General features: G+C 55.6%; 25 protein-coding genes. 15 read left to right on the plus strand and 10 right to left on the minus strand.

All coding sequences use genetic code 11. The features are described from left to right. Positions 1-51: 51 nt before the first annotated feature. Both AC2FLD_RS10215 and AC2FLD_RS10220 read right to left on the minus strand, forming a co-directional pair. Complete coding sequence (locus AC2FLD_RS10215) at positions 52-624, minus strand: YceI family protein (protein ID WP_496669117.1); 573 nt, start codon at positions 622-624, stop codon at positions 52-54. Positions 625-749: 125 nt separating this feature from the next. Next, on the minus strand, positions 750-1,268 hold the full coding sequence (locus tag AC2FLD_RS10220; RefSeq protein WP_050602112.1) for a hypothetical protein: 519 nt from the start codon (positions 1,266-1,268) through the stop codon (positions 750-752). A gap of 283 nt (positions 1,269-1,551) precedes the next feature. On the opposite strand from AC2FLD_RS10220, the gene rpsF reads away from it, so the two are divergent. From rpsF to AC2FLD_RS10250, 6 genes are all read left to right on the plus strand, one after another. Next, positions 1,552-1,905, plus strand: a complete 354-nt coding sequence (gene rpsF, locus AC2FLD_RS10225) for a 30S ribosomal protein S6 (protein ID WP_050602111.1) — start codon at positions 1,552-1,554, stop codon at positions 1,903-1,905. A 28-nt stretch (positions 1,906-1,933) separates the two neighbouring features. Then, the gene (rpsR, locus tag AC2FLD_RS10230; RefSeq protein ID WP_005608650.1) at positions 1,934-2,161 is read left to right on the plus strand and encodes a 30S ribosomal protein S18; all 228 of its coding nucleotides are present in this window, start codon (positions 1,934-1,936) and stop codon (positions 2,159-2,161) included. Between the two features lie 12 nt (positions 2,162-2,173). After that, a complete protein-coding gene (rplI, locus tag AC2FLD_RS10235; RefSeq protein WP_050602110.1) occupies positions 2,174-2,794 on the plus strand; it encodes a 50S ribosomal protein L9 in 621 nt (206 codons plus the stop codon). 158 nt (positions 2,795-2,952) lie between these two features. Beyond that, positions 2,953-3,438, plus strand: coding sequence for a transglycosylase SLT domain-containing protein (locus AC2FLD_RS10240; protein ID WP_083445152.1), 486 nt, complete (start codon positions 2,953-2,955; stop codon positions 3,436-3,438). Between the two features lie 235 nt (positions 3,439-3,673). Then, a complete protein-coding gene (locus tag AC2FLD_RS10245; protein ID WP_050602109.1) occupies positions 3,674-4,375 on the plus strand; it encodes a LuxR family transcriptional regulator in 702 nt (233 codons plus the stop codon). Between the two features lie 107 nt (positions 4,376-4,482). Then, positions 4,483-5,337, plus strand: coding sequence for an acyl-homoserine-lactone synthase (locus AC2FLD_RS10250; RefSeq protein WP_496669119.1), 855 nt, complete (start codon positions 4,483-4,485; stop codon positions 5,335-5,337). Positions 5,338-5,435: 98 nt separating this feature from the next. Here AC2FLD_RS10250 and tig read toward each other — a convergent pair whose 3' ends face one another. The 3 genes from tig to AC2FLD_RS10265 form a co-directional block, all read right to left on the minus strand. After that, complete coding sequence (gene tig, locus AC2FLD_RS10255) at positions 5,436-6,767, minus strand: trigger factor (RefSeq protein ID WP_496669121.1); 1,332 nt, start codon at positions 6,765-6,767, stop codon at positions 5,436-5,438. Positions 6,768-6,951: 184 nt separating this feature from the next. Beyond that, positions 6,952-8,076 (minus strand): porin, encoded by a 1,125-nt coding sequence (locus AC2FLD_RS10260; protein ID WP_496669123.1) that lies wholly within the window; start codon positions 8,074-8,076, stop codon positions 6,952-6,954. Positions 8,077-8,383: 307 nt separating this feature from the next. Next, positions 8,384-9,988, minus strand: coding sequence for an NAD(P)H-hydrate dehydratase (locus AC2FLD_RS10265; protein ID WP_496669125.1), 1,605 nt, complete (start codon positions 9,986-9,988; stop codon positions 8,384-8,386). A gap of 169 nt (positions 9,989-10,157) precedes the next feature. Between AC2FLD_RS10265 and AC2FLD_RS10270 the strand changes: the two genes are divergently transcribed. The 5 genes from AC2FLD_RS10270 to AC2FLD_RS10290 all read left to right on the plus strand — a co-directional run bounded on the left by AC2FLD_RS10270 (position 10,158) and on the right by AC2FLD_RS10290 (position 14,676). After that, positions 10,158-10,496, plus strand: coding sequence for a P-II family nitrogen regulator (locus tag AC2FLD_RS10270; RefSeq protein ID WP_050602105.1), 339 nt, complete (start codon positions 10,158-10,160; stop codon positions 10,494-10,496). Between the two features lie 33 nt (positions 10,497-10,529). Then, complete coding sequence (gene glnA / locus AC2FLD_RS10275) at positions 10,530-11,936, plus strand: type I glutamate--ammonia ligase (RefSeq protein WP_496669127.1); 1,407 nt, start codon at positions 10,530-10,532, stop codon at positions 11,934-11,936. 126 nt (positions 11,937-12,062) lie between these two features. Then, the gene (locus AC2FLD_RS10280; RefSeq protein WP_050602103.1) at positions 12,063-12,710 is read left to right on the plus strand and encodes an MSMEG_1061 family FMN-dependent PPOX-type flavoprotein; all 648 of its coding nucleotides are present in this window, start codon (positions 12,063-12,065) and stop codon (positions 12,708-12,710) included. A 66-nt stretch (positions 12,711-12,776) separates the two neighbouring features. Then, positions 12,777-13,565, plus strand: coding sequence for a lytic murein transglycosylase (locus AC2FLD_RS10285; protein WP_496669129.1), 789 nt, complete (start codon positions 12,777-12,779; stop codon positions 13,563-13,565). Positions 13,566-13,764: 199 nt separating this feature from the next. Beyond that, complete coding sequence (locus tag AC2FLD_RS10290; RefSeq protein WP_496669131.1) at positions 13,765-14,676, plus strand: hypothetical protein; 912 nt, start codon at positions 13,765-13,767, stop codon at positions 14,674-14,676. 36 nt (positions 14,677-14,712) lie between these two features. On the opposite strand, the gene AC2FLD_RS10295 is transcribed toward AC2FLD_RS10290, so the two are convergent. Then, complete coding sequence (locus AC2FLD_RS10295) at positions 14,713-15,456, minus strand: heme-dependent oxidative N-demethylase family protein (RefSeq protein ID WP_496669133.1); 744 nt, start codon at positions 15,454-15,456, stop codon at positions 14,713-14,715. Between the two features lie 123 nt (positions 15,457-15,579). On the opposite strand from AC2FLD_RS10295, the gene dddP reads away from it, so the two are divergent. Then, on the plus strand, positions 15,580-16,923 hold the full coding sequence (dddP, locus tag AC2FLD_RS10300) for a dimethylsulfonioproprionate lyase DddP (protein WP_496669135.1): 1,344 nt from the start codon (positions 15,580-15,582) through the stop codon (positions 16,921-16,923). A 10-nt stretch (positions 16,924-16,933) separates the two neighbouring features. Here dddP and AC2FLD_RS10305 read toward each other — a convergent pair whose 3' ends face one another. Beyond that, entirely contained in the window at positions 16,934-17,128 is a 195-nt protein-coding gene (locus AC2FLD_RS10305; RefSeq protein WP_496669137.1) for a hypothetical protein, read from the minus strand. Positions 17,129-17,417: 289 nt separating this feature from the next. Here AC2FLD_RS10305 and AC2FLD_RS10310 point away from each other — a divergent pair, with 289 nt between their 5' ends. Beyond that, positions 17,418-18,632, plus strand: coding sequence for a bifunctional alpha/beta hydrolase/OsmC family protein (locus tag AC2FLD_RS10310; protein ID WP_496669139.1), 1,215 nt, complete (start codon positions 17,418-17,420; stop codon positions 18,630-18,632). Here AC2FLD_RS10310 and AC2FLD_RS10315 read toward each other — a convergent pair. The 3 genes from AC2FLD_RS10315 to AC2FLD_RS10325 form a co-directional block, all read right to left on the minus strand. Continuing rightward, the gene (locus AC2FLD_RS10315; RefSeq protein WP_496669141.1) at positions 18,624-18,881 is read right to left on the minus strand and encodes a hypothetical protein; all 258 of its coding nucleotides are present in this window, start codon (positions 18,879-18,881) and stop codon (positions 18,624-18,626) included. The genes AC2FLD_RS10310 and AC2FLD_RS10315 overlap by 9 nt on opposite strands. 117 nt (positions 18,882-18,998) lie before the next feature. Continuing rightward, positions 18,999-19,559 (minus strand): hypothetical protein, encoded by a 561-nt coding sequence (locus AC2FLD_RS10320; RefSeq protein ID WP_496669143.1) that lies wholly within the window; start codon positions 19,557-19,559, stop codon positions 18,999-19,001. Positions 19,560-19,733: 174 nt separating this feature from the next. After that, on the minus strand, positions 19,734-20,066 hold the full coding sequence (locus AC2FLD_RS10325) for a hypothetical protein (RefSeq protein WP_496669145.1): 333 nt from the start codon (positions 20,064-20,066) through the stop codon (positions 19,734-19,736). Positions 20,067-20,154: 88 nt separating this feature from the next. On the opposite strand from AC2FLD_RS10325, the gene purB reads away from it, so the two are divergent. After that, entirely contained in the window at positions 20,155-21,459 is a 1,305-nt protein-coding gene (gene purB / locus AC2FLD_RS10330) for an adenylosuccinate lyase (protein WP_496669147.1), read from the plus strand. Positions 21,460-21,836: 377 nt separating this feature from the next. Then, positions 21,837-22,379, plus strand: coding sequence for a tetratricopeptide repeat protein (locus AC2FLD_RS10335; RefSeq protein ID WP_496669148.1), 543 nt, complete (start codon positions 21,837-21,839; stop codon positions 22,377-22,379). Positions 22,380-22,435 lie beyond the last annotated feature (56 nt).

A 22,435-nucleotide genomic window follows, 5' to 3' on the forward strand; every position in this document is an offset into this window, starting at 1 on the left:
AAACCGCCGGTGAAACAATCACCGACGGCTTCGATTTTCGAAACTCTGTATTTACTCAGCTTTTTGAGCTTCGACCGAGATCTGAACCTGCACTTCGTCGCCGACGAACGGTGCAAATTGACCCAGATCGAAATCGCTGCGGACCAGAGTTGTGGTCGCGTTGAAACCGGCCCAAGGCTTGTTTGCCATCGGGTGGTTGTCAGCTTTGTTCAACTCGGCGTCCAGAACAACAGACTTGGTCACGCCGTTCATGGTCAGGTCGCCGGTGATATTGGCAGTGTTTTCACCGGTTACCTCAATACCTGTCGAGGTAAAGGTAATCAGATCACCCTCGACCGCACCAAAGAAATCTTCCGTCATGAAATGATCTTCACGCGGCTTCCAGCCTGTGAACATCTCCAAGACCGGCATCGATACGCTTACGCTCGATGCAGCCGGATCTTCCTGATCAAACATGATCTCGCCTTCAAAGCCCGAAAACATGCCAGTTGTGGTCGAGAAGCCCAAGTGGTCATAGCTGAAGACAACTTGGCTGTGGCTCGGGTCCAACACGTATTTCTCGGCGCTGGCGAATGCCGTGGTCGCCGATACAGCCAGTGCGGCAGCAAGAAGGGTGGATTTCATAACAATCTCCGCGTTTTTGTGAATGCAAACCGTAACGGTTGCTCACAAACTAAATGTGCCGCCTATAGGCGGCACACAACCCTCATTTCGACACAACTTCTGTTCCTTTTTGAACAGAATAGAATTCAGCCGAAAATTGTTACGCTTTTGCTCAACTGTCCTTTCAGGGCTCGGCTGACATCCGCCGATTCAAGCGGCAGCTTCATCAACAGGCTGCCGTCCACGTCGAACAGATGAACTTCGTTCTCTTCGAAACGCGCACCACCCAGCGAGTCGTAGCTGCGGCGCAAAACGGTCTGCGGACGCCCACCTTCGTTCTTCTGCAGCACCCGAACTTCACGACGAATGGGATCAAAATAGGCATCCGGCCGGGGGTCCATGATATCGATCGTCAGCAAGCTGACTCCCACGATCAGAAACAGCATCGATGCCACCATCTTGATCGGCCAAACATCTGCGCTGATCATCGATCCAGGCATCAGCCACATCGAGAATGCCGAAACGATCAGGAATGCACCGACCATACGCGCCAGGATCAAACGGGCCTTCCAGTTCGGTGCGAAGGTGATCATTACCGGTACCGAATTTTCAAAGCGCGAACTTGTCGCCTCTTCCCGGTATGTGTTTGTGTTTGTCGCGGTCATACCATTTCACCTTTTATCAGGTTACTGTCGAAATTCGGTTGGGTCCGGGTAACGCCCGGTACGAAAAACAACTTTGAGCCGAAAAGCGTCAGCAATTGGGCGTCCCAAAGGAAATTGGGCGGCCTCTCAGAGGCATATGTGGCAGGGCTTGCCCCTACGGATCAAACGTGTATACGGGGCCATCCTTCGCAGTCATATGAATCGCGCAGCCTCTCGTGGCAGGGTCGCGAAGGACCAAATGGCCCCGCCTATGAAATGCGCCTTGATATAAACAGGAGTGCACATGCCACTGTATGAGCATGTAATGATCGCGCGTCAGGATCTGTCCAACGCGCAGGCGGAAAGCCTCGTCGAACATTTCGGCACCGTTCTGGCTGACAACGGCGGCAAGCTGGTTGATAGCGAGTACTGGGGCGTCAAGACGATGGCCTACAAGATCAACAAGAACCGCAAAGGCCACTACGCCTTCCTGAAGACCGACGCCCCCTCGGGTGCGGTTCAGGAAATGGAACGTCTGATGCGCCTGCATGATGACGTCATGCGCGTTCTGACCATCAAGGTCGACGGCCACGTAGACGGCCCGTCGGTTCAGATGCAGAAGCGTGACGAACGTGGCGACCGCCGCGAGCGTCGTTGATCACCGCCTGAGGAAAGGACACTAAACCATGGCCGCAAAACCATTTTTCCGCCGTCGTAAGGTCTGCCCGTTCTCGGGTGAGAACGCGCCGAAGATCGACTACAAAGACACACGTCTGCTGCAGCGTTACATCTCTGAGCGTGGCAAGATCGTACCTTCGCGCATCACCGCCGTTTCGGCGAAAAAGCAGCGTGAACTGGCCCGTGCGATCAAGCGCGCGCGCTTCCTCGCCCTGCTGCCCTACGCCGTGAAGTAAGGAGAGACTGACATGCAAGTTATCCTGCTGGAACGCGTTGCGAAACTGGGTCAGATGGGCGACGTCGTTGACGTCAAGTCCGGATATGCCCGCAACTTCCTGCTGCCCCAGGGCAAAGCCCTGAGCGCGTCGGACGCCAACATCGCGTCGTTCGAAGCCCAGAAAGCGCAGCTGGAAGCACGCAACCTGGAAACCAAGAAAGAAGCTGAAGCGCTGGCTGAAAAGCTGGACGGACAGCAGTTCATTGTGATTCGCTCGGCATCGGACGCTGGCGCTCTGTACGGCTCTGTCACTCCGCGTGACGCCGCAGACGCTGCAACCGAAGCAGGCTTCACCGTCGACAAGAAACAGGTCATCTTGATCGCGCCGATCAAGGAACTGGGCCTGCACTCGGTCGCAGTCAGACTGCACCCCGAAGTTGAAGTCCAGATCAAGATGAACGTTGCACGTTCGGAAGAAGAAGCCGAACTGCAGGCATCGGGCAAATCGATCCAGGAACTGGCCGCTGAAGAAGAAGCAGCCGCTGAATTCGAGATCGCAGAACTGTTCGACGACATCGGCTCGGCCGCATCGGAAGACGATGATCTGGCTGCTGAAGCTGTCCCTGCTGAGGAAGACGAAGCCAAAGCCTGATTAGGCTTTAGCTTTAACCAATCGAAAGGCCGCACAATTTCGTGCGGCCTTTTTTCATGGCGTTGGTGCACGAGCAAATTTCGGCCCAAATTTAACGCTAGTCTTGCGACCGTATCAACGTTTCATATCATTGCCCCTCAATCGCCCGGAGATTCTAGATGCCCGCTTATCCCCGCCGCAGCGCCCTTGCCTTTCTGCTCACGATCCCACTGATTGCATGTAGCGGTGGAGAGGTCTCCAAAGCCGACACGTCTCAGTTCAACCCGCCGCTCTATCCAAATGAAACGCCTGAACTCAGAGCGTCGATCAACAAATGGGCGGATCATTACGAACTCCCGCGTGAGCTTGTTCACAAGCTGGCCATCCGCGAAAGCACGCATCGCCCCTGGGCCGTGAACCGCCCTTACTATGGCCTTCTTCAAATCCTCCCGGCCACTGCCCGCTCGATGGGTTACAAAGGAAATGCCGAAGGCCTTCTGGACGCAGATACCAACCTTGAGTTCGCTGGAAAATACCTGCGCGGGGCCTGGCTGATTTCTGATGGCGATCAGCAAAGGGCGATTTTCCTTTACGCCAAGGGTTTTTACCCCGAAGCCAAAGCGCGTGGAATGCTGGTAGAAACCGGGCTCAGACCCGCATCTTGACGGTGTTTGGCGTCAGTTTTCGCCTGAAGGTTAGCACTTCAGGCGATATAGTGACAAAAATGTTCTATTGATCATCGCAATGTCCTGAATTGCGCAGACAATATATGCCTCGCCTTGTCACGTTTAAGAAAATATGGTGTTCTGCTCGAGTGAGGTAATCGGGTTCCACTCTGTTTATACGTTTGCTCGACCACACCATCGAGCACAAAGATGGGCCGCAGTTGGTAGGCGCCGCATGGAAATTGTCGATCTGAGCACTCTGCCGGATTCAGAAGTTCGCTACACTGAATTTCTAAGGCAAATCTGTGATAAGCATGAGATGGACCATGCCGCTTATGCGGGCATGAACCCAGCCGCTGGGACGGTTGCCGGTTTCGTTACATATGATGACGCGTGGACCGAGCATTACCAAAACCAGGGTTTGATCATGGTGGATCCCACCATCCACATGGCCCGCCGCAGCATTGCTCCTGTCGACTGGAGTCGCCTCGAGCGCAGCCCCGATTTCCAGCGCGTGTTCCGAGATGCAAGTGATTTTGGTCTGTCCAATCAAGGCGTTACAATTCCCGTGCGCGGCCCCTATGGGGACATCGGTCTGCTGAGCGCCACGCGCAACTGCAGCAAGGAAGAGTGGCGCAAGCTCTACACTCATGTGATCAGCGATCTGCAGTCCATGGCGGTTCACATTCATGACCACGTCGTTTCGACAGATGAACTGACGAATGCGCTGTATCATCCGACGCTTTCGTCCAGAGAAGCGGAGATCCTGCAATGGGTTGCTGCAGGTAAATCCCAACAGGACATCGGCGATATTTTGTCCATTTCACACCGGACGGTAGAAGTTCACTTGCGTTCAAGCCGAGAAAAGCTTAGTGCGCTGACAACGCCGCAAGCCGTCGGTCGGGCGATAGCGATTGGTCTAATTACCCCAGGCTAATCATAAAAAACGCAAAATTTCGCCAAAATACGGGAATCCCCCAATAGAAATATCCCCAGAGAGCGGTAACGTCGAAATTACCGAACAACCACTCGAAGGGGGAAGAAATGATCATCGTGGTAGATGGCCTGAACAGACATATGTTCAGCGAGGTTCTTGACGAAATGTTCGAGTTGAGAGCACGTGTTTTTGGCGAACGTCTTGGATGGGACGTTAATATTCAGGACGGAAAAGAAATCGACGAGTTCGATCATCTGGACCCGGCATATGTAATCGGACTCGACGATGAGGGGAATGTCGTCGCAGCCGTGCGTGCCCTCCAGACCACCGGCCCTCACATGCTGTCGGATGTCTTCTCGGCGATCTTGTGCGGGGAAGCTCCCTTGCGCAGCGCAACCATGTGGGAATCGACCCGCTTCTGCGTCGACACCCAACGTCTCACTCGGGGCAAGGACAAGAACTCGGTCTCCTACGCAACATGCGAGTTGATGATCGGTTCTTTGGAATATGCAAAGAACGCAGGTATCCAGGATATCATCACTGTTATCGATCCGGTCATGGACCGGGTTCTGAAACGGTCGAACTGCGCCCCATATGACTATGTCGGTAAAACAGTTCCGATGGGCAAGGTCCATGCACTGGCCGCCCTGCTGGATTGCACCGACGAACGCATCGCGGGTTTGCGAGAATTCGCGGGCATTCGCAACGATGTCTTTATCGATGAAGACGATGCACTGGCTCTGTTCGCCGCCAAGAAAGCCGCAGCGCGTGCGCCAGCAAATCAAGATCACAAACCACTGACGGATCTTGAGAAGTATTTTGTCGAACAGATGAGCGCAGCCAAGACAGAAGCTGAACGGCAAGATGTGCTGAAGCTGATCGAAGCGCTCTCGAACACGTTCACACCAGAGCAGAAAACCGCTCTGCTACAAACCCCCCGTGCTTTTGCTCATGAGGCATGACCCCCTCACCTCATAGGTACAAAAGCCACCCAAGCGGAGCCGTCTGATGAACAGGCGGCTCCGTTTTTTTGTGCCCATTGGGGATGGGCGGAAGAGGATTACTCCTCTTCCAATGCCTCGACAGCTTTTTGCAGATCATCTTTGCTGACGTCTTTATCAGCGACCTGAGCCAGTTCGAAGACGTAGTCCACAACCTTGTCTTCAAAGATCGGCGCACGCAACTGCTGCTGCATCTGAGCGTTCTGTTGAACGAACTCAAAGAACTGACGCTCTTGACCGGGGTACTGACGCGCCTGGTTCATGATCGCCTGAGTCATTTCCGCGTCGGTCACTTCAACCTCGGCCTTCTGACCCAGCTCGGCCAGCAACAGACCCAGACGTACACGACGCTCGGCCAGTTTGGTGTGCTCTTCAGTGGGCTCAACCTCACCGTGGTCGTGGCCTTCCACGTCCGGGTTTTCCTCGTGGAACAGCTGATGCGCGATCTGCTTGGCTTCGGCTTCCACCAGCGAAGGCGGCAGGTCGAACGATACTTTCTCGTCAAGTGCATCCAGCAGGGCGCGTTTCATGACAGCGCGCGATGCACCGGCATATTCTGCCTCCAGACGCTCGGAAATTTGGGCTTTCAGGGCGTCCAGATCTTCGGCACCAAATTTCATGGCCAGATCGTCGTTGACCTCAGCCGCAACCGGCTCTTTCACCTCTTTGATGGTGCAGGTGAAAACAGCGTCTTTACCGGCCAGATGCTCCGCGCCGTATTCCTCCGGGAAGGTGACGTTGACGTCTTTGACTTCTTCGGCTTTCACATCAACCAGTTGCTCTTCGAAACCGGGGATGAAGCTGTTCGAACCCAGAACCAGCGGGTACTCTTCGGCCGAACCACCTTCGAACTCTTCTCCGTCAACCTTGCCGACAAAGTCGAACACGATCTGATCGCCGTCTTTGGCTTTCGAGCCTTTGCGGCGCGCTTTGAAGTCTTGTGCAGTTTCGGCCAAGTTGTTCAGCGCTTCTTCCACGGCTGCGTCATCGGCTTTGACAACCAGCTTCTCCAGCTCGACCGATTTCAGGTCGACTTCGGGGATCGCGGGAAGTGCTTCGTAGGACATCGCGACTTCTACGTCGTCGCCTTCTTTCCAGTCCTCGTTGGTCATCTTGACATCGGGCTGCAGCGCAGGGCGGTCGCCGCTGTCTTCAAAGTGCTTGTTCATGGCACCGTCGATGGTCTCCTGCATCGCTTCGCCCAGCAGGCGCTGGCCAAACTGCTTTTTCAGCAACGCCATCGGCACCTTGCCCTTGCGGAAACCTTTCATTTCGATTTCCGGCTGCGCTTCGTTCAGCTTTTCATTGACCTTCGCGTCCAGCTCGGCTGCGGTCACAACGATGTTGTAGCCGCGTTTCAGACCTTCGTTCAGCGTCTCGGTAACCTGCATTATGGTAGTCCCCATAGGATTCGGGGCGCGCAAAAAGGGCGCGCCAGGCAAATTTGACGCCTTCTATTTGGACAGCAGCTTACGTGCAAGGGGCAAAGGCGGAATCCAACAGTATTTGATCGCCTAAACCGCAAAAAAAACGCTCCGGAAACCGGAGCGTTCATGTTTGATTTTTTCAGTGCGATCAGAACTTCCAACGCGCGCCCAATACCCAGGCTTCGTTGTTGTCAAAGGATGAACCGTCATCAAAGTCGTGGTTACGATATTTCAGATAGACGTCTGTGTTGATCGCTTCGACCTTCTGAACCACGGCGATACCCCATGCTTTGGTGTCCGAACCGTTGCTTTCGAAGTCCGAGCCGCCATAGTAATCGATACCGACACCCGTCTTGCCCCAAGATACCCAGTTACCTTCGTACGAGATCTTGCCGTACCAGTAGTTCGGATCCGTAGCACCGGCCTGGTCATCGTCTCGTGTACCGCCTGCGATCGTAAAACCCAGACCGCTGGGCAGCAGGACCGACGCTGAGCCGATCGTGTCTTTGCGATCGCCCGAGTTGTCGTCCCGATCTCTTACCGCATAAGCAATGGATGCTGCGAACTCCACACCGCCGACAAAGGTGTTTTCATAGAACAAACCGACGTCGTAGTAGTCATCATCATCACTGCTGGACAGGATGTTCTGACCATAGGCAAAACCAGCCGAGAACCCATTGAACGATGCCGTGTCATACCGCACGCGTCCGCGACGCGCGCCGTCAAAGTTGCTGGAACTGTCGCCAACCGTAATACCACTCAGCAAACCTGTCGTGTCGCGATAGAAGAAGCCCGAGTTTTCGTCATTGGTAAACGAATACAGCGCAGTTCCAACGTAGCTGAGGTCGGTTTCTGCGGCACCATCAGACACCATGCTGCCCTGACCCGCCGAGAATTTACCGTAATTTCCCTTCAAAGCGAAATCCACGTGACGAATATCTTCACGGGTCCAGCCACTAAAATTTGTACCGTTCTGGTTCCACTCGGTCGAGTTCGGCAATCCGAGCGCAGATTCAAATCGGAACGTGAATTCGTTTTGTCCGTAAGGCTGCATAAGACGCAGGCCGACGCGGCTGTTCGATAGATCGTTGTCGAGAACACGGGTCTCGGTATCCTGCCCGTCATCAACTGAAATCAAGGCCGGGTTGAACTGTCCATACAACAGCACATAGCCGCCAGAGTTGTTCTCATACTTTAACTCCGCAACAGCCGGAATTGCGGTTGTCGCAGTCAAAATGGCTGCAACTGACATGTATTTGATACAAGGGGTCATTTCACTCACCATGAAAGGTTCGGGTTTCAGGTACTACCCAAATGTTACTGAGCGCGAGCATTCCAGTGGCCCGCATTCTATCCCGCGCAAGCATTGCAATTTCGCAACAAAAGCCACGATCACTATTACAATTTAACAATATATTCCATATATTTACATGAAACATGGCACATCTGCTGTAAGGGCACGCAAATGAATTGTGACCCCCAGTTATGCGTCTGGCAAACATCCGGTCTGCATTGACGTTGATCTTGACGGCGAAATATCGCCGACTCGGTGAGTTTTGAGCCAACTCCCGCCAATATACTCAAATATTCATCTTTCTAAACACATCTGGCAACTGCTCTGGCAAGTCCTCGGCGATCAGCCCGGGGCCGAATTGGCGTGCGCATTCCACATGCAACCACGCCGCAGCTTCAGCAGCGTGCATAGGTGCAAATCCGCGCGCCAGCAAACCGGTGATGTATCCCGCCAGCACATCACCGGATCCGGCAGTCGCCAACCAAGGGGCTGCTCTTTCGTATGAGGCCGAGTTGACCGAGCATTGCCCATCAGGTGACGCAATCACCGTATCCGGCCCTTTTAACAGAACCACACACCCTGCCCGCTTTGCAGCCGCGCGCGCAGCGTCGGCCTTGGAATAGGCAGGGCCATTGGTAGGCACCGCATTCAGCTTCTCGGTAATGTCCGGGAAGAGCCGTGCAAATTCGCCGCCATGAGGGGTCAGCACGCAGTTTTCGTGGGTTTTCGCGAACAATGCATCGGGGTCGTCTGCAAAAGCAGACAAAGCATCCGCATCCAACACCGTCGCCCGCTGCGCCGCCAAGGCAACCGGCACCAGCGCCTGTGCCCGTTCCAACCCAAGCGCTGGCCCCAGACAAAGGGCATTCAGGCGCGTGTCAGTCAAAACGTCGGCCAAACCATCTTTTCCCTCGACACGCTGCAACATGAGAGCAGTGATCTGACTGGCCACTTCCATCTGTGCGGACGGTGGCACACCCAGCGTCACCAAACCCGCGCCAATCCGCAAAGCGCCCCGGGACGCCAATCGCGCTGCACCGGTTTTGCCAGAGCCGCCGGACAGAATCAGAGCGTGACCATGCGCATACTTGTGCCCGCCTGAAGCTTTCGAAAGCTTCACCCTATCGGCATCGGTCGCATGAACGATCTGATCGTTTTCTGCTGGATCGAGCCCAATTGACTTGATTTTCAATGTCCCACATGTCGCCGGACCATCACTCAAGACATGTCCTAACTTTCTACTGTGAAACGTCACCGTCATGTCCGCAGCAATTGCGTGGCCAAGAACACGCCCGCTGTCGGCGCACAAGCCGCTTGGAGTGTCAATTGCAACGACCTTTATGCCTCGAACTCGCAGCAGGGTTCTGGCCGGTGCGTTGGCCAACATGGAAAACGCACCTGCAAATGGCCGGGTGAGACCAGTGCCGAAAACCCCGTCGACAACCAGATCCATTTCATTCGGAAACCGAAGAAAATCATCCTCTAACGGGGCGGGGTCGACGGCGAATACGCGAACTTCGTTTTCTTCTCCCCACCTCTCATAGTTTACCCGTGCATCCGGCGGCAGTTTCTCCGGATCACCGTACAAAAAGACCTCAACCGCCCAGCCCAGTTCCCGCAACAGCCGCGCTACGACAAATCCGTCCCCACCATTATTCCCCGGCCCGCACAGCACCACCGCGCGCAGCGGATCCCCTTCATCTGGCCCCAAGTATCCCGGGGAGCGCGAGGGGCTGGCCCCTCGCCTGTCCAACGCTGGCCACTCCTCGAAGATTGCATCTACAACGCCCTGCCCGGCCTGCTCCATTAACTCGAGACCTGTCACTTCACCGGACTCGATGGCTGTCTTTTCGATGACCCGCATTTGCGCCGCTGTCAGCAATTCCGTCATCCCAAACCCTCGCGCGATTCAATTCTGATTAGTTTTTAGGCAACGCGCCCATAAATTAGCACAGCGCCCGTTTTCGACGCATACCGCACTGCCCAAAATCGCAATCACATTGCCGCCCGATCTTAGACGTGATCACTGCCCCTGAGACAACCATTCAAGGTGAGCCGGGATGAAAAAGATCGAAGCGATCATCAAGCCGTTCAAACTGGACGAAGTGAAAGAGGCATTGCAGGACGTGGGCGTCCAGGGCCTCAGCGTGATCGAGGTCAAAGGTTTCGGTCGTCAGAAAGGCCATACCGAGCTGTATCGCGGTGCAGAATATGTCGTCGACTTTCTGCCCAAGGTGAAGGTCGAGGTCGTGCTGGACGATGATCAGGTCGATGCCGCCATCGAAGCCATCGTGTCTGCCGCCAAGACCGACAAAATAGGCGACGGCAAGATCTTTGTCTCGCCCGTTGAACAAGCCATCCGCATCCGCACCGGCGAGACCGGTTCGGACGCACTGTAACACACCAATCTTCAAGTCAGAGGAATCAAGAGAATGAGCAAGGACGCAGTTCTTCAGCTGATCAAGGAAGAGGGCGCCGAATATGTCGACGTCCGTTTCACCGACCCCCGTGGCAAGCTGCAACACGTGACCCTGATGGCCGATCAGGTCGACGAAGACTTTCTGGAAGAAGGCTTTATGTTCGACGGTTCGTCCATCGCGGGCTGGAAGTCGATCGAAGCGTCGGACATGAAGCTGATGGTCGACACCGACAGCGCATATGTCGATCCGTTCTATGCAGAAAAAACCATCTGTGTGCACTGCTCGGTAGTTGAGCCAGATACTGGCGAAGCCTATGAGCGTGACCCGCGTGGCACCGCCCAGAAAGCTGAGGCCTACCTGAAAGCATCCGGCATCGGTGACGTGGCTTATATGGGCCCTGAAGCCGAATTCTTCCTGTTTGACGATGTTCGTTTCTCGAACAGCATCAACAAGGTATCCTACGAAGTTGATGCAACAGACGCGTCCTGGAACACCGACACCGAGTACGAGATGGGCAACATGGGCCACCGTCCGGGCGTCAAAGGTGGCTACTTCCCTGTAAACCCCATCGACGAAGCTCAGGACCTGCGTTCAGAAATGCTGTCGACCATGAAACGTCTGGGCATGAAAGTCGACAAGCACCACCATGAGGTTGCTTCGTGTCAGCATGAACTGGGTCTGATTTTCGACAGCCTGACCAAGCAGGCCGACGAGCTGCAGAAATACAAGTACATCATCCACAACGTCGCGCACGCCTACGGCAAATCGGCAACCTTCATGCCGAAGCCGATCGCAGGTGACAACGGTACTGGCATGCACGTGAACATGTCGATCTGGAAAGACGGCAAGCCTCTGTTCGCTGGCGACAAATATGCCGACCTGTCGGACGAAGCGCTGTACTTCATCGGCGGCATCCTCAAGCACGCCAAGACCCTGAACGCCTTCACCAACCCGGCGACCAACAGCTACAAGCGTCTGATCCCCGGTTTCGAAGCCCCCGTTCTGCGTGCTTACTCGGCACGTAACCGTTCCGGTTGTGTCCGTATTCCGTGGACCGAAAGCCCGAAAGCCAAGCGCGTCGAGGCCCGTTTCCCCGATCCGGCCGCAAACCCCTATCTGGCGTTTGCCGCGCTGCTGATGGCCGGTCTGGACGGCATCAAGAACAAGATTGATCCGGGCGAAGCGATGGACAAGAACCTGTACGATCTGCCTGCCGAAGAACTGGCAGACATTCCAACCGTCTGCGGCTCGCTGCGCGAGGCTCTGGAAGCTCTGGCGTCGGATCACGATTTCCTGCTGCAGGGCGACGTGTTCACCAAAGACCAGATCGACGGCTACATCGCGCTGAAGATGGAAGAGGTCGAAACCTACGAGCACACGCCGCACCCGGTTGAGTACGGCATGTATTACAGCTGCTAAGCTGCATACAGAAACGACTTGCAAGGGCGTCCATTAGGGCGCCCTTGTCATTACTTTGCACTAGGTTTGACGCGCCGCCATTGATCCAACAGAATTGTGCGGATACTTCCGGTCGGAGACAACCGCATGCCTCATAGTCCTTCACCTTTTTCAGAATACTCAAACATCGTGACATCCGAACAGGAACTGAGACAGATTTCCGGTCACCCGCTGCCTCAGATCATTGCCAAGGAAATGCCCTCACTCGATCAGATGTGTCGCGACTTCATCGCGACCTCACCGTTCTGCCTGATCGCCTCGGCCAATCCGGACGGGTACCTGGATATTTCACCCCGCGGCGACCCGCCCGGTTTTGTTCAGGTGCTGTCCGATACCCTGATCGCAATCCCGGATCGGCCGGGCAACAAACGTGTGGACACGTTCCACAACGTTCTGAAGGACCCGCGCGTCAGCGTAATTTTCTTTGTTCCCGGCAAGTTGGAAACGCTCCGCATCCGCGGCGCAGCCCGCATCTGTGCCGACCCCCAATTGTTGGAAAGCATGGCCATAGACGGGCACGCGCCTAAACTGGCGCTGCTGATCCATGTCGAGACCGTTTTTGCACATTGTCCGAAATGCGTGATCCGCTCGCACCTGTGGCAACCAGAAGACTGGCCGGATTCGGCCAATCTGCCAAACATGAACGCAATGATGGTGAAGCACGCGCGCATCAAGGCTACTCCCGAAGAATGGTTCGAAACGCTCAAGGAAAAGGGTGAGTTGGACCTGTACTAACCGCTTTGCCGGAACCAAAGCCCACGTTAGGCTTAGACCAGATTTCAACTCGATCGGATTACGCCCATGTTTCGCCTTGCCGCCATACTTGTTCTTTCCCTGACTTCCCCTGTTCTGGCAGCACCCTGCGGGAATACCAGTGCAGGTTTTGAAGCGTGGAAGGCAGATTTTGCCAAACAGGCACGCAAGGCCGGGGTCAAAAAGAAAGGATTGCAAGCACTGTCCCAGACACAGTACGCGACGCGCACCATTTCGGCGGACCGCAATCAGAAAAGCTTTAAATACTCGCTGGATAAATTCATGCGGGTCCGAGGGGCCGATACGATCGTCGCACAAGGGCGCAAACGCAAAGCCGCCAACCCAAACTATTATGCAGCCTTTGAACGGCAATACGGTGTGCCTGCAGGCGTTCTGATCGCCATTCATGGCATGGAAACCGGCTTTGGTAATTTCATGGGCGATAGTCAGGTTGTTTCCGCAATCACAACACTGGCCTATGATTGTCGCCGGTCCGAGTTCTTCATTCCTCACGCAATTGGGGCACTGAAACTGGTGGACATGGGTAGCATCACAATGGCGACAAAAGGGGCAAAACATGGCGAGTTGGGCCATACGCAGTTCTTACCGGGCAATGCCCTGACCTATGGGGTCGACGCCACCGGCGATCGGCGTGTCGACTTTTACGATATGACGGACGCACTGGCCTCAACCGCGAATTTTCTTCGCAAGAAGGGCTGGAAACCGGGGCGCGGCTATCAGCCAGGAGAACCAAATTTTCGCATCTTGCAGCAGTGGAACGCGGCTTCTGTATATCAACAAACCATTGCCATCATGGCCGCCCGAATCGATCAATAGCCCCGCCTCAGGGAAAACACGCGTCACGCCAAGTTTCGCCACATTTGAGCCACAGTGACAAAGAAAAGCCTTTAGTTTCTTGGTTTCCAAAGCGTAACCAATCACGAGAAAAAATCATTTTTTTGCATTTTTTGCCAAATTCTGCCCCAGAACAGTTGTTAGAGTACCTCTGGAACACTTCTTGAATAAGGACAGAGCAGTGGCTCGGAAGCACAGCTACCATGGCGGCCTGCAATTTGATGGCGACGCAAGCGGAACGATTGAGCGGTTTGGCACAATTGTTGCAGCGACGCTTGAGGACTACGGTCATCTGGTCGAGCGCAAGGCCCTGCTGAGCATGTCCGAGGCCAGTATTGTCTCGAGCCAATATCTGGTTCGGTTGACACTGGATGCAGGCAAACCCGAGCAGGAAGACCGATACGAGCGCATGGATCGTGCCGCGGGGCTAAAAACCATAACAAAGCCCCGCGTGTCACATCCTCAGAACCGCCTTGTGTTGTCGATTACGCCAGTGTCACCGTTACTGGATGACGCAGAAATTTCCGAACTGATGCTGGTCGTCATTCTGTATCGCATGGTCGATATTTGCTCGACCCGGCGCGTAGAATGGCTTTCGCCAAAAACGGTGCTGACGGTCGAACAGTTCATGAGCGCCTTTGACACACTGACCCCAAGCCGCGCAACACGGGATAGAAAGCAGATCTTTCAAGCGCTGAATGGTCAGTTTTCCAGCATATCCATACCCGAACCGGATGAAAGCATCAGTGCCCTTCACACTCCGTCGGCGCGACCAATCCAATTGACCGATGAGCAACTGCTCAGCATCGCGTTCCGCAGCGAAGACGCGGCTCAATCCGATCAGGCAGAGCCGCAAATGGAAAACGCGCAAGACGATGAACGACCAAGCGATGCCCTTCGCCTCAGCAGTTGGTGCATGACAGGCGTTCTGGCCACTGTCTCCACTCCGATCGCCGCGTCGATGGCAGCGGTCAACTTGGTCCGTGGTGAAGACTTTCGCCTCAATACCCAGGTGCTTGTTTTGACCTTCGCCATTGTTGCCCTGAACGCCAGCGATGCCTTTGCCGGAGTTGCAAACGCACTGGGCATGTAACCAAATTACCCAAGACCCTCCTTGGAGGCCCCGCCGTCAGGCGGGGTTTTCCATTTCTGCAACCATGTTTGCGGCTAGAACATAGGTGTGGATCGAAAACACGACCGCGTCCGTTTTCGGAAGGCGCAACAGCGTCTGTCGCTCACTGCGCAAAAATGAGTCTTGCCGCCGATCCTTTATCTTGCGCGGCGCATGGATACTGCGGGGCTGGAAAAGCTCGGGGTCCTCGTACCAGAGTGCATTGAAACGCCACAACGGACGACCGGGTTGAATACCGTCAAACAACCGCTGCACCCGCTTTGCGATATTTTCATCGTAGCTCTCGACAGGCACATGAATGCCAATCAGAGGCCGCATGAATTTTTCTGACAAACGCCAGCTGGCTGGAAAGCATAGGATCGCACCGGTCAGAACATGCTCTTCCCCATGTTTTTGAAGAATACAGAAATCTTCCTGCACCAGTTTGCACAACGTATCCAGCGGTCGATCTTCATCGACAGGAACCGTCACGCCATCGGTTCGGACCACAGTTGTCCCGGCCGAGGGGTAGACCTGTGCCAACACCAGATCCAGCAGCTCGCGGGCCGCGGGCTCGGCCTGTGGATCAAGCATTAGAACCTCGTCGCGACGTTCAGACAGCAACTCTTCGCGGCGTTGCATCTGTCCCACAAACGCTTCGTCCTGATGCACCCACTGGTCCAGAGTCGTCGGCTGTATTCCCGGTAAGGCACGCAAGTTGGCAAAATCATAAGGGATGGTTTCTTGCAAAATCTGTGGCATGGAAAAGACTTAACATGCCTTTCTCCACGTTTCGGTCAAAAAACGACAACCACGCCGTCGCATTTTTTTCAGACGGAAAAGAGCGGCTCTCTAACTTTGCTTGAACACACAATGAGGTCAGTCATGAACCAGCATTACCGAGATTCGCGCAAGATTGACCCCAGCCGAGGTGCTACGTTGGGGGATGGCACCCCAAATGACAATGAACGGATTGAAATCGGACCGACGCAGCTGGCATTTGACGAATGGGCCGCTGCAGGGCTTGAGTTGCCCAATCTCGCACGGATGCGCGAACATCGCTGGAAGCGGCTGACGCAGGCTATTGTGGACCGCGGGTATGGCGGCTTGCTGGTATTTGATCCGTTGAACATTCGCTATGCCACCGACAGCACGAACATGCAGCTGTGGAACACACATAACCCGTTCCGCGCGGTTCTACTGTGCGCTGATGGTTATATGGTGATTTGGGACTACAAGAATTCACCCTTCCTCAGCACCTTCAACCCTCTGGTGCGGGAACAGCGTTCGGGCGCTGATCTGTTTTACTTCGACCGGGGCGACAAGGTCGATGTGGCCGCAGATGTGTTCTCGAATGAAGTGCGGGTGCTGATCGAAGAGCACAGCGGTGGCAACACGCGCTTGGCCGTCGACAAGATCATGCTGCACGGGTTGCGTGCGCTTGAGGCGCAGGGGTTCGAGATCATGGAAGGCGAAGAGCTGACCGAAAAGACCCGTGCCATCAAGGGACCGGACGAAATCCTCGCCATGCGTTGCGCCAGCCACGCGTGTGAGACAGCCGTTGCTGAAATGGAGAAGTTCGCGCGTGCCAATGTGGGGGATGGAAAAACCTCAGAAGACGACATCTGGGCCGTACTGCACGCGGAGAATATCAAGCGCGGTGGAGAGTGGATCGAAACGCGCCTTCTGGCTTCGGGCCAACGCACCAACCCGTGGTTTCAGGAATGCGGCCCTCGGATCACCCAGAATAATGAGATCATCTCTTTCGACACCGACTTGATTGGCTCCTACGGGATCTGCATCGACATTTCCCGCAGCTGGTGGATTGGCGATCAGAAGCCGCGTGAGGGCATGATCTATGCCATGCAGCACGCGCATGAACACATCATGACCAACATGGAGATGCTCAAACCCGGCGTGATGATCCCGGAACTGACAGCGAATGCCCATAGGCTGGACGACAAGTTTCAGGCGCAGAAATACGGCTGCCTGATGCACGGCGTCGGCCTGTGCGATGAATGGCCGCTTGTGGCCTATCCCGATAAGGCTGTCGAAGGATCATACGATTACCCGCTAGAACCCGGAATGGTTCTGTGTGTTGAAGCTTGTGTTGGCGAGGTCGGCGGCGACTTCAGCATCAAGCTGGAAGATCAGGTTCTCATTACCGAAAACGGGTACGAGAACCTTACAAAATACCCCTTCGATGCTCGGTTGATGGGACTTGAGTGAGGCCAAAGCCTCATTCTGACCAATAGGAACGGCGGACATTGCCGTGCCAGTCTTCGATGGCTGGACGTACCTGTTCCTGCGGCCCGCTCAAGTTCGCGGGCCAAGACTGGCCGATGACAAAACCGCTAAGGCCAGCCAGTAGCAACGCGATGACCAACAGCGGGCGCATCTCGTGGGTGCGGGCGGTGAACTCTGCATGTGACATGGGTATCTCCTTGGTCAACATCTCATTCCAAAGATGTGCGCGAGGGTGATATAAGTTAAATGAATGTTTGATCGAATTCAATTCACATTTCGTGATGCATTTAAATCAGAGCGGCAGATACGTTCCTCAAAGCCTGATGCGCAGTGTAATGATGATGCTCAGGCGAAAAAAAACGCACAATGTTCTCAATGTCCTCACCTTCACGTGACGCGACTGACATAGGGGTTGAGACCAGACCAGCATGAACACAGTATTGTCTGTGTTCCCCCAACACACTCAAGGAGCCGACATGCCCACGGAACGCATCACTTTTGCCGGACATGACGGCAGCCAACTGGCAGCGCGATTGGATCTGCCCGACGGACCGGTTCTGGCAACCGCCCTGTTTGCCCATTGCTTTACCTGTTCCAAGGACATCCCTGCAGCCCGGCGCATCTCGGCCCGCTTGGCGGCAATGGGAATCGCGGTGCTGCGCTTTGACTTTACCGGGCTGGGTCATTCCGAGGGCGAGTTCGCCAATACGACGTTTACGTCCAATGTCGAGGATCTGATCTCAGCCGCGCAATATCTGGCCGGGCGCAATATGGCCCCTGCCCTGTTGATCGGCCATTCGCTGGGCGGCGCGGCGGTTTTGCGCGCGCGCGCTGGTATTCCGACGGTAAAAGCCGTTGTGACATTGGGCGCACCGGCAGATCCCGGTCACGTCTCGCATAACTTTGAAGACGCGCTGCCTCAGATCGAGCAGGACGGAAGCGCTGAGGTTTCTTTGGGCGGGCGCCCGTTCCGCATCGGAAAAGCCTTTGTGGATGACATTGCCCAATCCGCCCTGACCGCCGCGATCGCCGACCTCAAAGCCGCTTTGCTGATCCTTCATGCGCCACGGGATGAAACGGTCAGCATCGACAACGCGAGCACCATCTTTCTGGCGGCCAAGCACCCAAAAAGCTTTGTCACTCTCGATGATGCCGATCACCTGATCACGCGCGCAGCGGATGCCGAATATGCGGCCGATGTGATATCGGCATGGGTTTCACGCTATGTGAAGCTGTGCCCGCCCGCCCCGCCACCGGGTGCCCCGGAAGGCGTTGTGCGCGTCACCGAAGCGGACCCAAGCGGCTTCATGCAGGACATTCAGGCCGGGCCACATCACCACGCAGTCGCGGATGAACCAGCTTCTTACGGCGGCACGGACAAGGGCATGTCGCCCTATGGCTTTGTCTCATCCGGTCTGGGTGCTTGTACATCCATGACAATACGGATGTATGCGCGGCGAAAGAATTGGCCTCTGACGAGCGTGAGTGTGGATGTCTGTCACGACAAGGTTCACGCTCAGGACGCCGGGCTCGCGAATGAAGGTAAAGTGGATCAATTCCGCCGCAAAATCCGATTGACCGGACCACTGGACCAAGCCCAAAAGCAACGTCTGCTGGAAATTGCGGACAAGTGCCCGGTACACCGGACACTCGAAGGGTCAGCCCATATCACGACCGAACTTCTACCGTGAAAAAGGCCGCCCGAGGGCGGCCTTCAAGCTATCAGCGGCGCGGCGATGGCCGATGTATCGGCGGTCGCGCCGCAGGTGGCCGTGCCGTCGGGGGCTTTGGCCGCGCAGGCGGTTTAGCAACCGGCGGTTTCGGGCGATCTGGGCGCGTTGGCCGATCTGGGCGATTTGGCCGGTCTGGTGGATTGATACCCACATTGACATCACGGCGGTAGTAATCGTTCCAGAGCATTGAGTCATAAAACGGGTCATACCCATACCCGACCCCTACCGAAACACCATCACACGCCGACAGAGTTAACGTCGCAGCCCCCAGCCCCAGCGCGAGGGATATTCGTTTGAACAGTCTCAGGCTCATCGCACCCTCCCTCACTGACGCGACCGGAACGACGCGAAGACGTCATTCAGGTCATCTGCATAATCTGGATTTGCACCGTCACGCAAAATCGCGACGGCTATGGCAACCCGGTTGCGCGGCAGGTCAATAACTGTGGCCGTAAAGCTCACCCCTGTGCCGTCCCGACGCCCAGTCCCTCGAAAAACCCGGGCAGGCAATCCCCCGATACGGGTGTCGCTGGTGCTGGTGACAGTCGGATCATTGACCAGAAACTTATCGATATCCTGAAGATACCGGATACCGTCCTGAATGGTCGCAACCCCTGCCGGAGAGACAAAGCCCATCCAGACGGTGTCATCTGTCACAGGCCGCAGCCCCATGACCCGCGCGACGGCGCGCGGATCCCCCAACTCGGTGTCTTCGATCTCACGTGGGCCACCGGTGCGCAGCAACCAGAAATCGGGCACGTTAAAGCTAAACAGCGCACGGCCATCCTCGGTATATGTCGCAGGGGTGTCGGCCATCGCAGAACCTGCCCCGCCCAGCCAGACTGCGGCGCAGGCGGCAAGTATCGGACCTGAAAATAAACGCATATTTCAATAACCTGATAGTTTCTGTACCCACAGATTGAACCGTGAGGGCGCGCCTTGTCCAGCATTGCGTCGAAAAGACCAGAAAAAGCCGCGTTCGTACTTCACTGACCACCAGGCGGGGCAACTGCCGATTACCAAAACCAAATTCCACACCGCCATAGAAACATGGGACGTCTATGGCGCATAGACTCCATCGGTCTGGCCACCTGCATCATCTACAAAGCGGATCGTGTCCTCATTCCGAAAGACATCATAGCAGGCCCACAGGTCCGACGGCGGCCAAGTCGAGCAATACTGATCCTCTTGCACGGCCCAGCGCCCCGCGCTTGGCCCGCCCGAGAAGTACTGGGTAATCATGCTGGCCTCGAATGTTTGCCAGACCCCTCTTCCATATTCCAGTTTCTTGCCGGTCAAAGCTGCGAGGATTTCCTCGCCGGACAGTTTCTGGAAGCCGTCTGCGGCCAAAACACCCGGCCAAAAGACCAAAATCAGGGCAAACCGTCTCATACCTGCTCTCACATCTTGTTCCCTCGCGCGCACAGGGCTAAACCCCGCGCCAACGCCTCATCCCAATCACATAAAGGTGCTGCCGCCAATGATTCCCCGTTATTCCCGCTCTGACATGGTCGCTATCTGGTCGCCCGAGACCAAGTTCCGCATCTGGTACGAGATCGAGGCACACGCCTGCGACGCCATGGCCGATCTGGGCGTGATCCCTCGTGAAAACGCCGAGGCCGTATGGAAGGCTAAGGACGTGGAATTCGACGTGGCCCGCATTGACGAGATTGAGGCCATCACCAAGCACGACGTCATCGCCTTCCTGACCCACCTGGCCGAACATGTCGGCAGCGAAGAGGCGCGTTTCGTGCACCAGGGCATGACCAGTTCGGACGTGCTGGACACCTGTTTGAACGTACAGCTGACCCGCGCCGCAGACCTGCTGATCGCCGATCTCGAAGGTCTGCTGGCCGCGCTCAAGCGTCGCGCGATTGAACACAAAGACACTGTCCGCATCGGTCGCAGCCACGGCATCCACGCCGAACCCACCACCATGGGCCTGACCTTCGCGCGCTTCTATGCCGAGATGGACCGCAACCTGTCGCGCATGCGCGACGCCCGCGCGGAAATCGCCACCGGCGCGATCAGCGGTGCTGTTGGTACTTTTGCCAATATCGACCCGCGCGTCGAGGAACATGTCTGTGACCAAATGGGACTGGTGCCTGAACCGATCAGCACTCAGGTCATTCCGCGCGACCGCCACGCGGCCTTCTTTGCCACGCTGGGCGTGATCGCCAGCAGCATCGAAAACATCGCCATCGAAATCCGCCACATGCAGCGGACCGAGGTGCTTGAGGGGGCCGAGTTTTTCTCGATGGGCCAGAAAGGCTCCTCGGCGATGCCGCACAAGAAAAACCCGGTGCTAACCGAGAACCTGACCGGGCTGGCCCGCATGGTGCGCGCGGCCGTGATCCCGGCGATGGAAAACGTGGCACTCTGGCACGAGCGCGACATCTCGCATTCTTCGGTAGAACGCATGATCGGACCCGACGCCACAATCACACTGGATTTCGCGCTGGCGCGACTGACAGGCGTGATCGACAAAATGCTGATCTTCCCCGAAAACATGCTTGAGAACATGAACAAGTTCCCCGGACTTGTCATGAGCCAGCGCGTTCTGCTTGCGTTGACCCAAGCCGGTGTCAGCCGCGAGGACGCTTATGCCATGGTACAGCGCAATGCGCTGAAGGTCTGGGAACACCGTACCGACTTCAAAGAAGAGCTGTTGGCAGACGCCGATGTCACAGCCGCGCTCAGCCCCGAAGAGATCGAAGAGAAATTCGACCTCGGTTATCACACCAAACACGTCGACACGATCTTTGCCCGTGTATTTGGTGAATAACACCATCTTTTGAAATTGAATTTCGGGACCCGTTCTGCCGCAAGCAGAGCGGGTCTTGTTCTTTTGCCAGCGCGTTTAAAATAAGGTATGCTTGCGGCGCATTCCTTGGAGGGAAAACGCCATGGTCAAAACCCTTGCCAGCGCAGCAGCACTTGCGCTTTTTGCAACCGCAAGCCTTGCGTGCAATGCACACACCAAGCAGACGCAATCCTGCGCACCTGGCACATCCTGGGACTCAGAAACTCAAAGCTGCGCGAAATCCGTCAATAGCTGACAATTTTATGTCCTACTTATGAATAAATGCAATCGTTCAACTGTTAGCTTTTTTGTAGATCGCACTATGATCTTATGAGCAGCCCAGAGAACGGAGTAGGATTATGCGCCTTTTGTTAGCTTCGGCCCTTGCCTTGCAAGCCTTTGCCTTTGCCCCAGCGGTCCATGCCGCAGGCGGTGACAGCAGCAGCCCACCCAAACCGACGAACACGACCAAGAAATGTCTGTTCGGTCGTGTTTTCGACGAGGCCAGAGGCCGATGCGTCAAACCCAACAAGACCAATCTTTCCGATGATCAACTGTATGATGCCGTCCGCGAATTGGCCTATGACGGGCAGTACGGGCACGCTCAGGATATCCTGCGGATCATGGACCAAAACGACGATCGTGTGCTGACCTATTGGGGCTTCACCTACCGCAAGATGGGCGAATTGGAACTGGCGAACGTTTTCTATCAGAATGCCATCAACGCCAACCCCGACAACCTTCTGGCCCGCAGCTATATGGCACAAGGGTTTGTAACCGAGGGCAGAACCGATCTGGCCATCGAACAATGGCGCGAAATCAAAACGCGTGGCGGGGAAGGAACCTGGGCCGAGGCATCGCTGCGCGAAGCGATCCGCACCGGGCTGACCTATAACTACTAAACTTCAAGGTTATTTAACCCGATTCTCCGTAATCTGCCTGTGGCTCAGTAATTTTG

This window comes from Ruegeria sp. CDSA021, assembly GCF_059612325.1.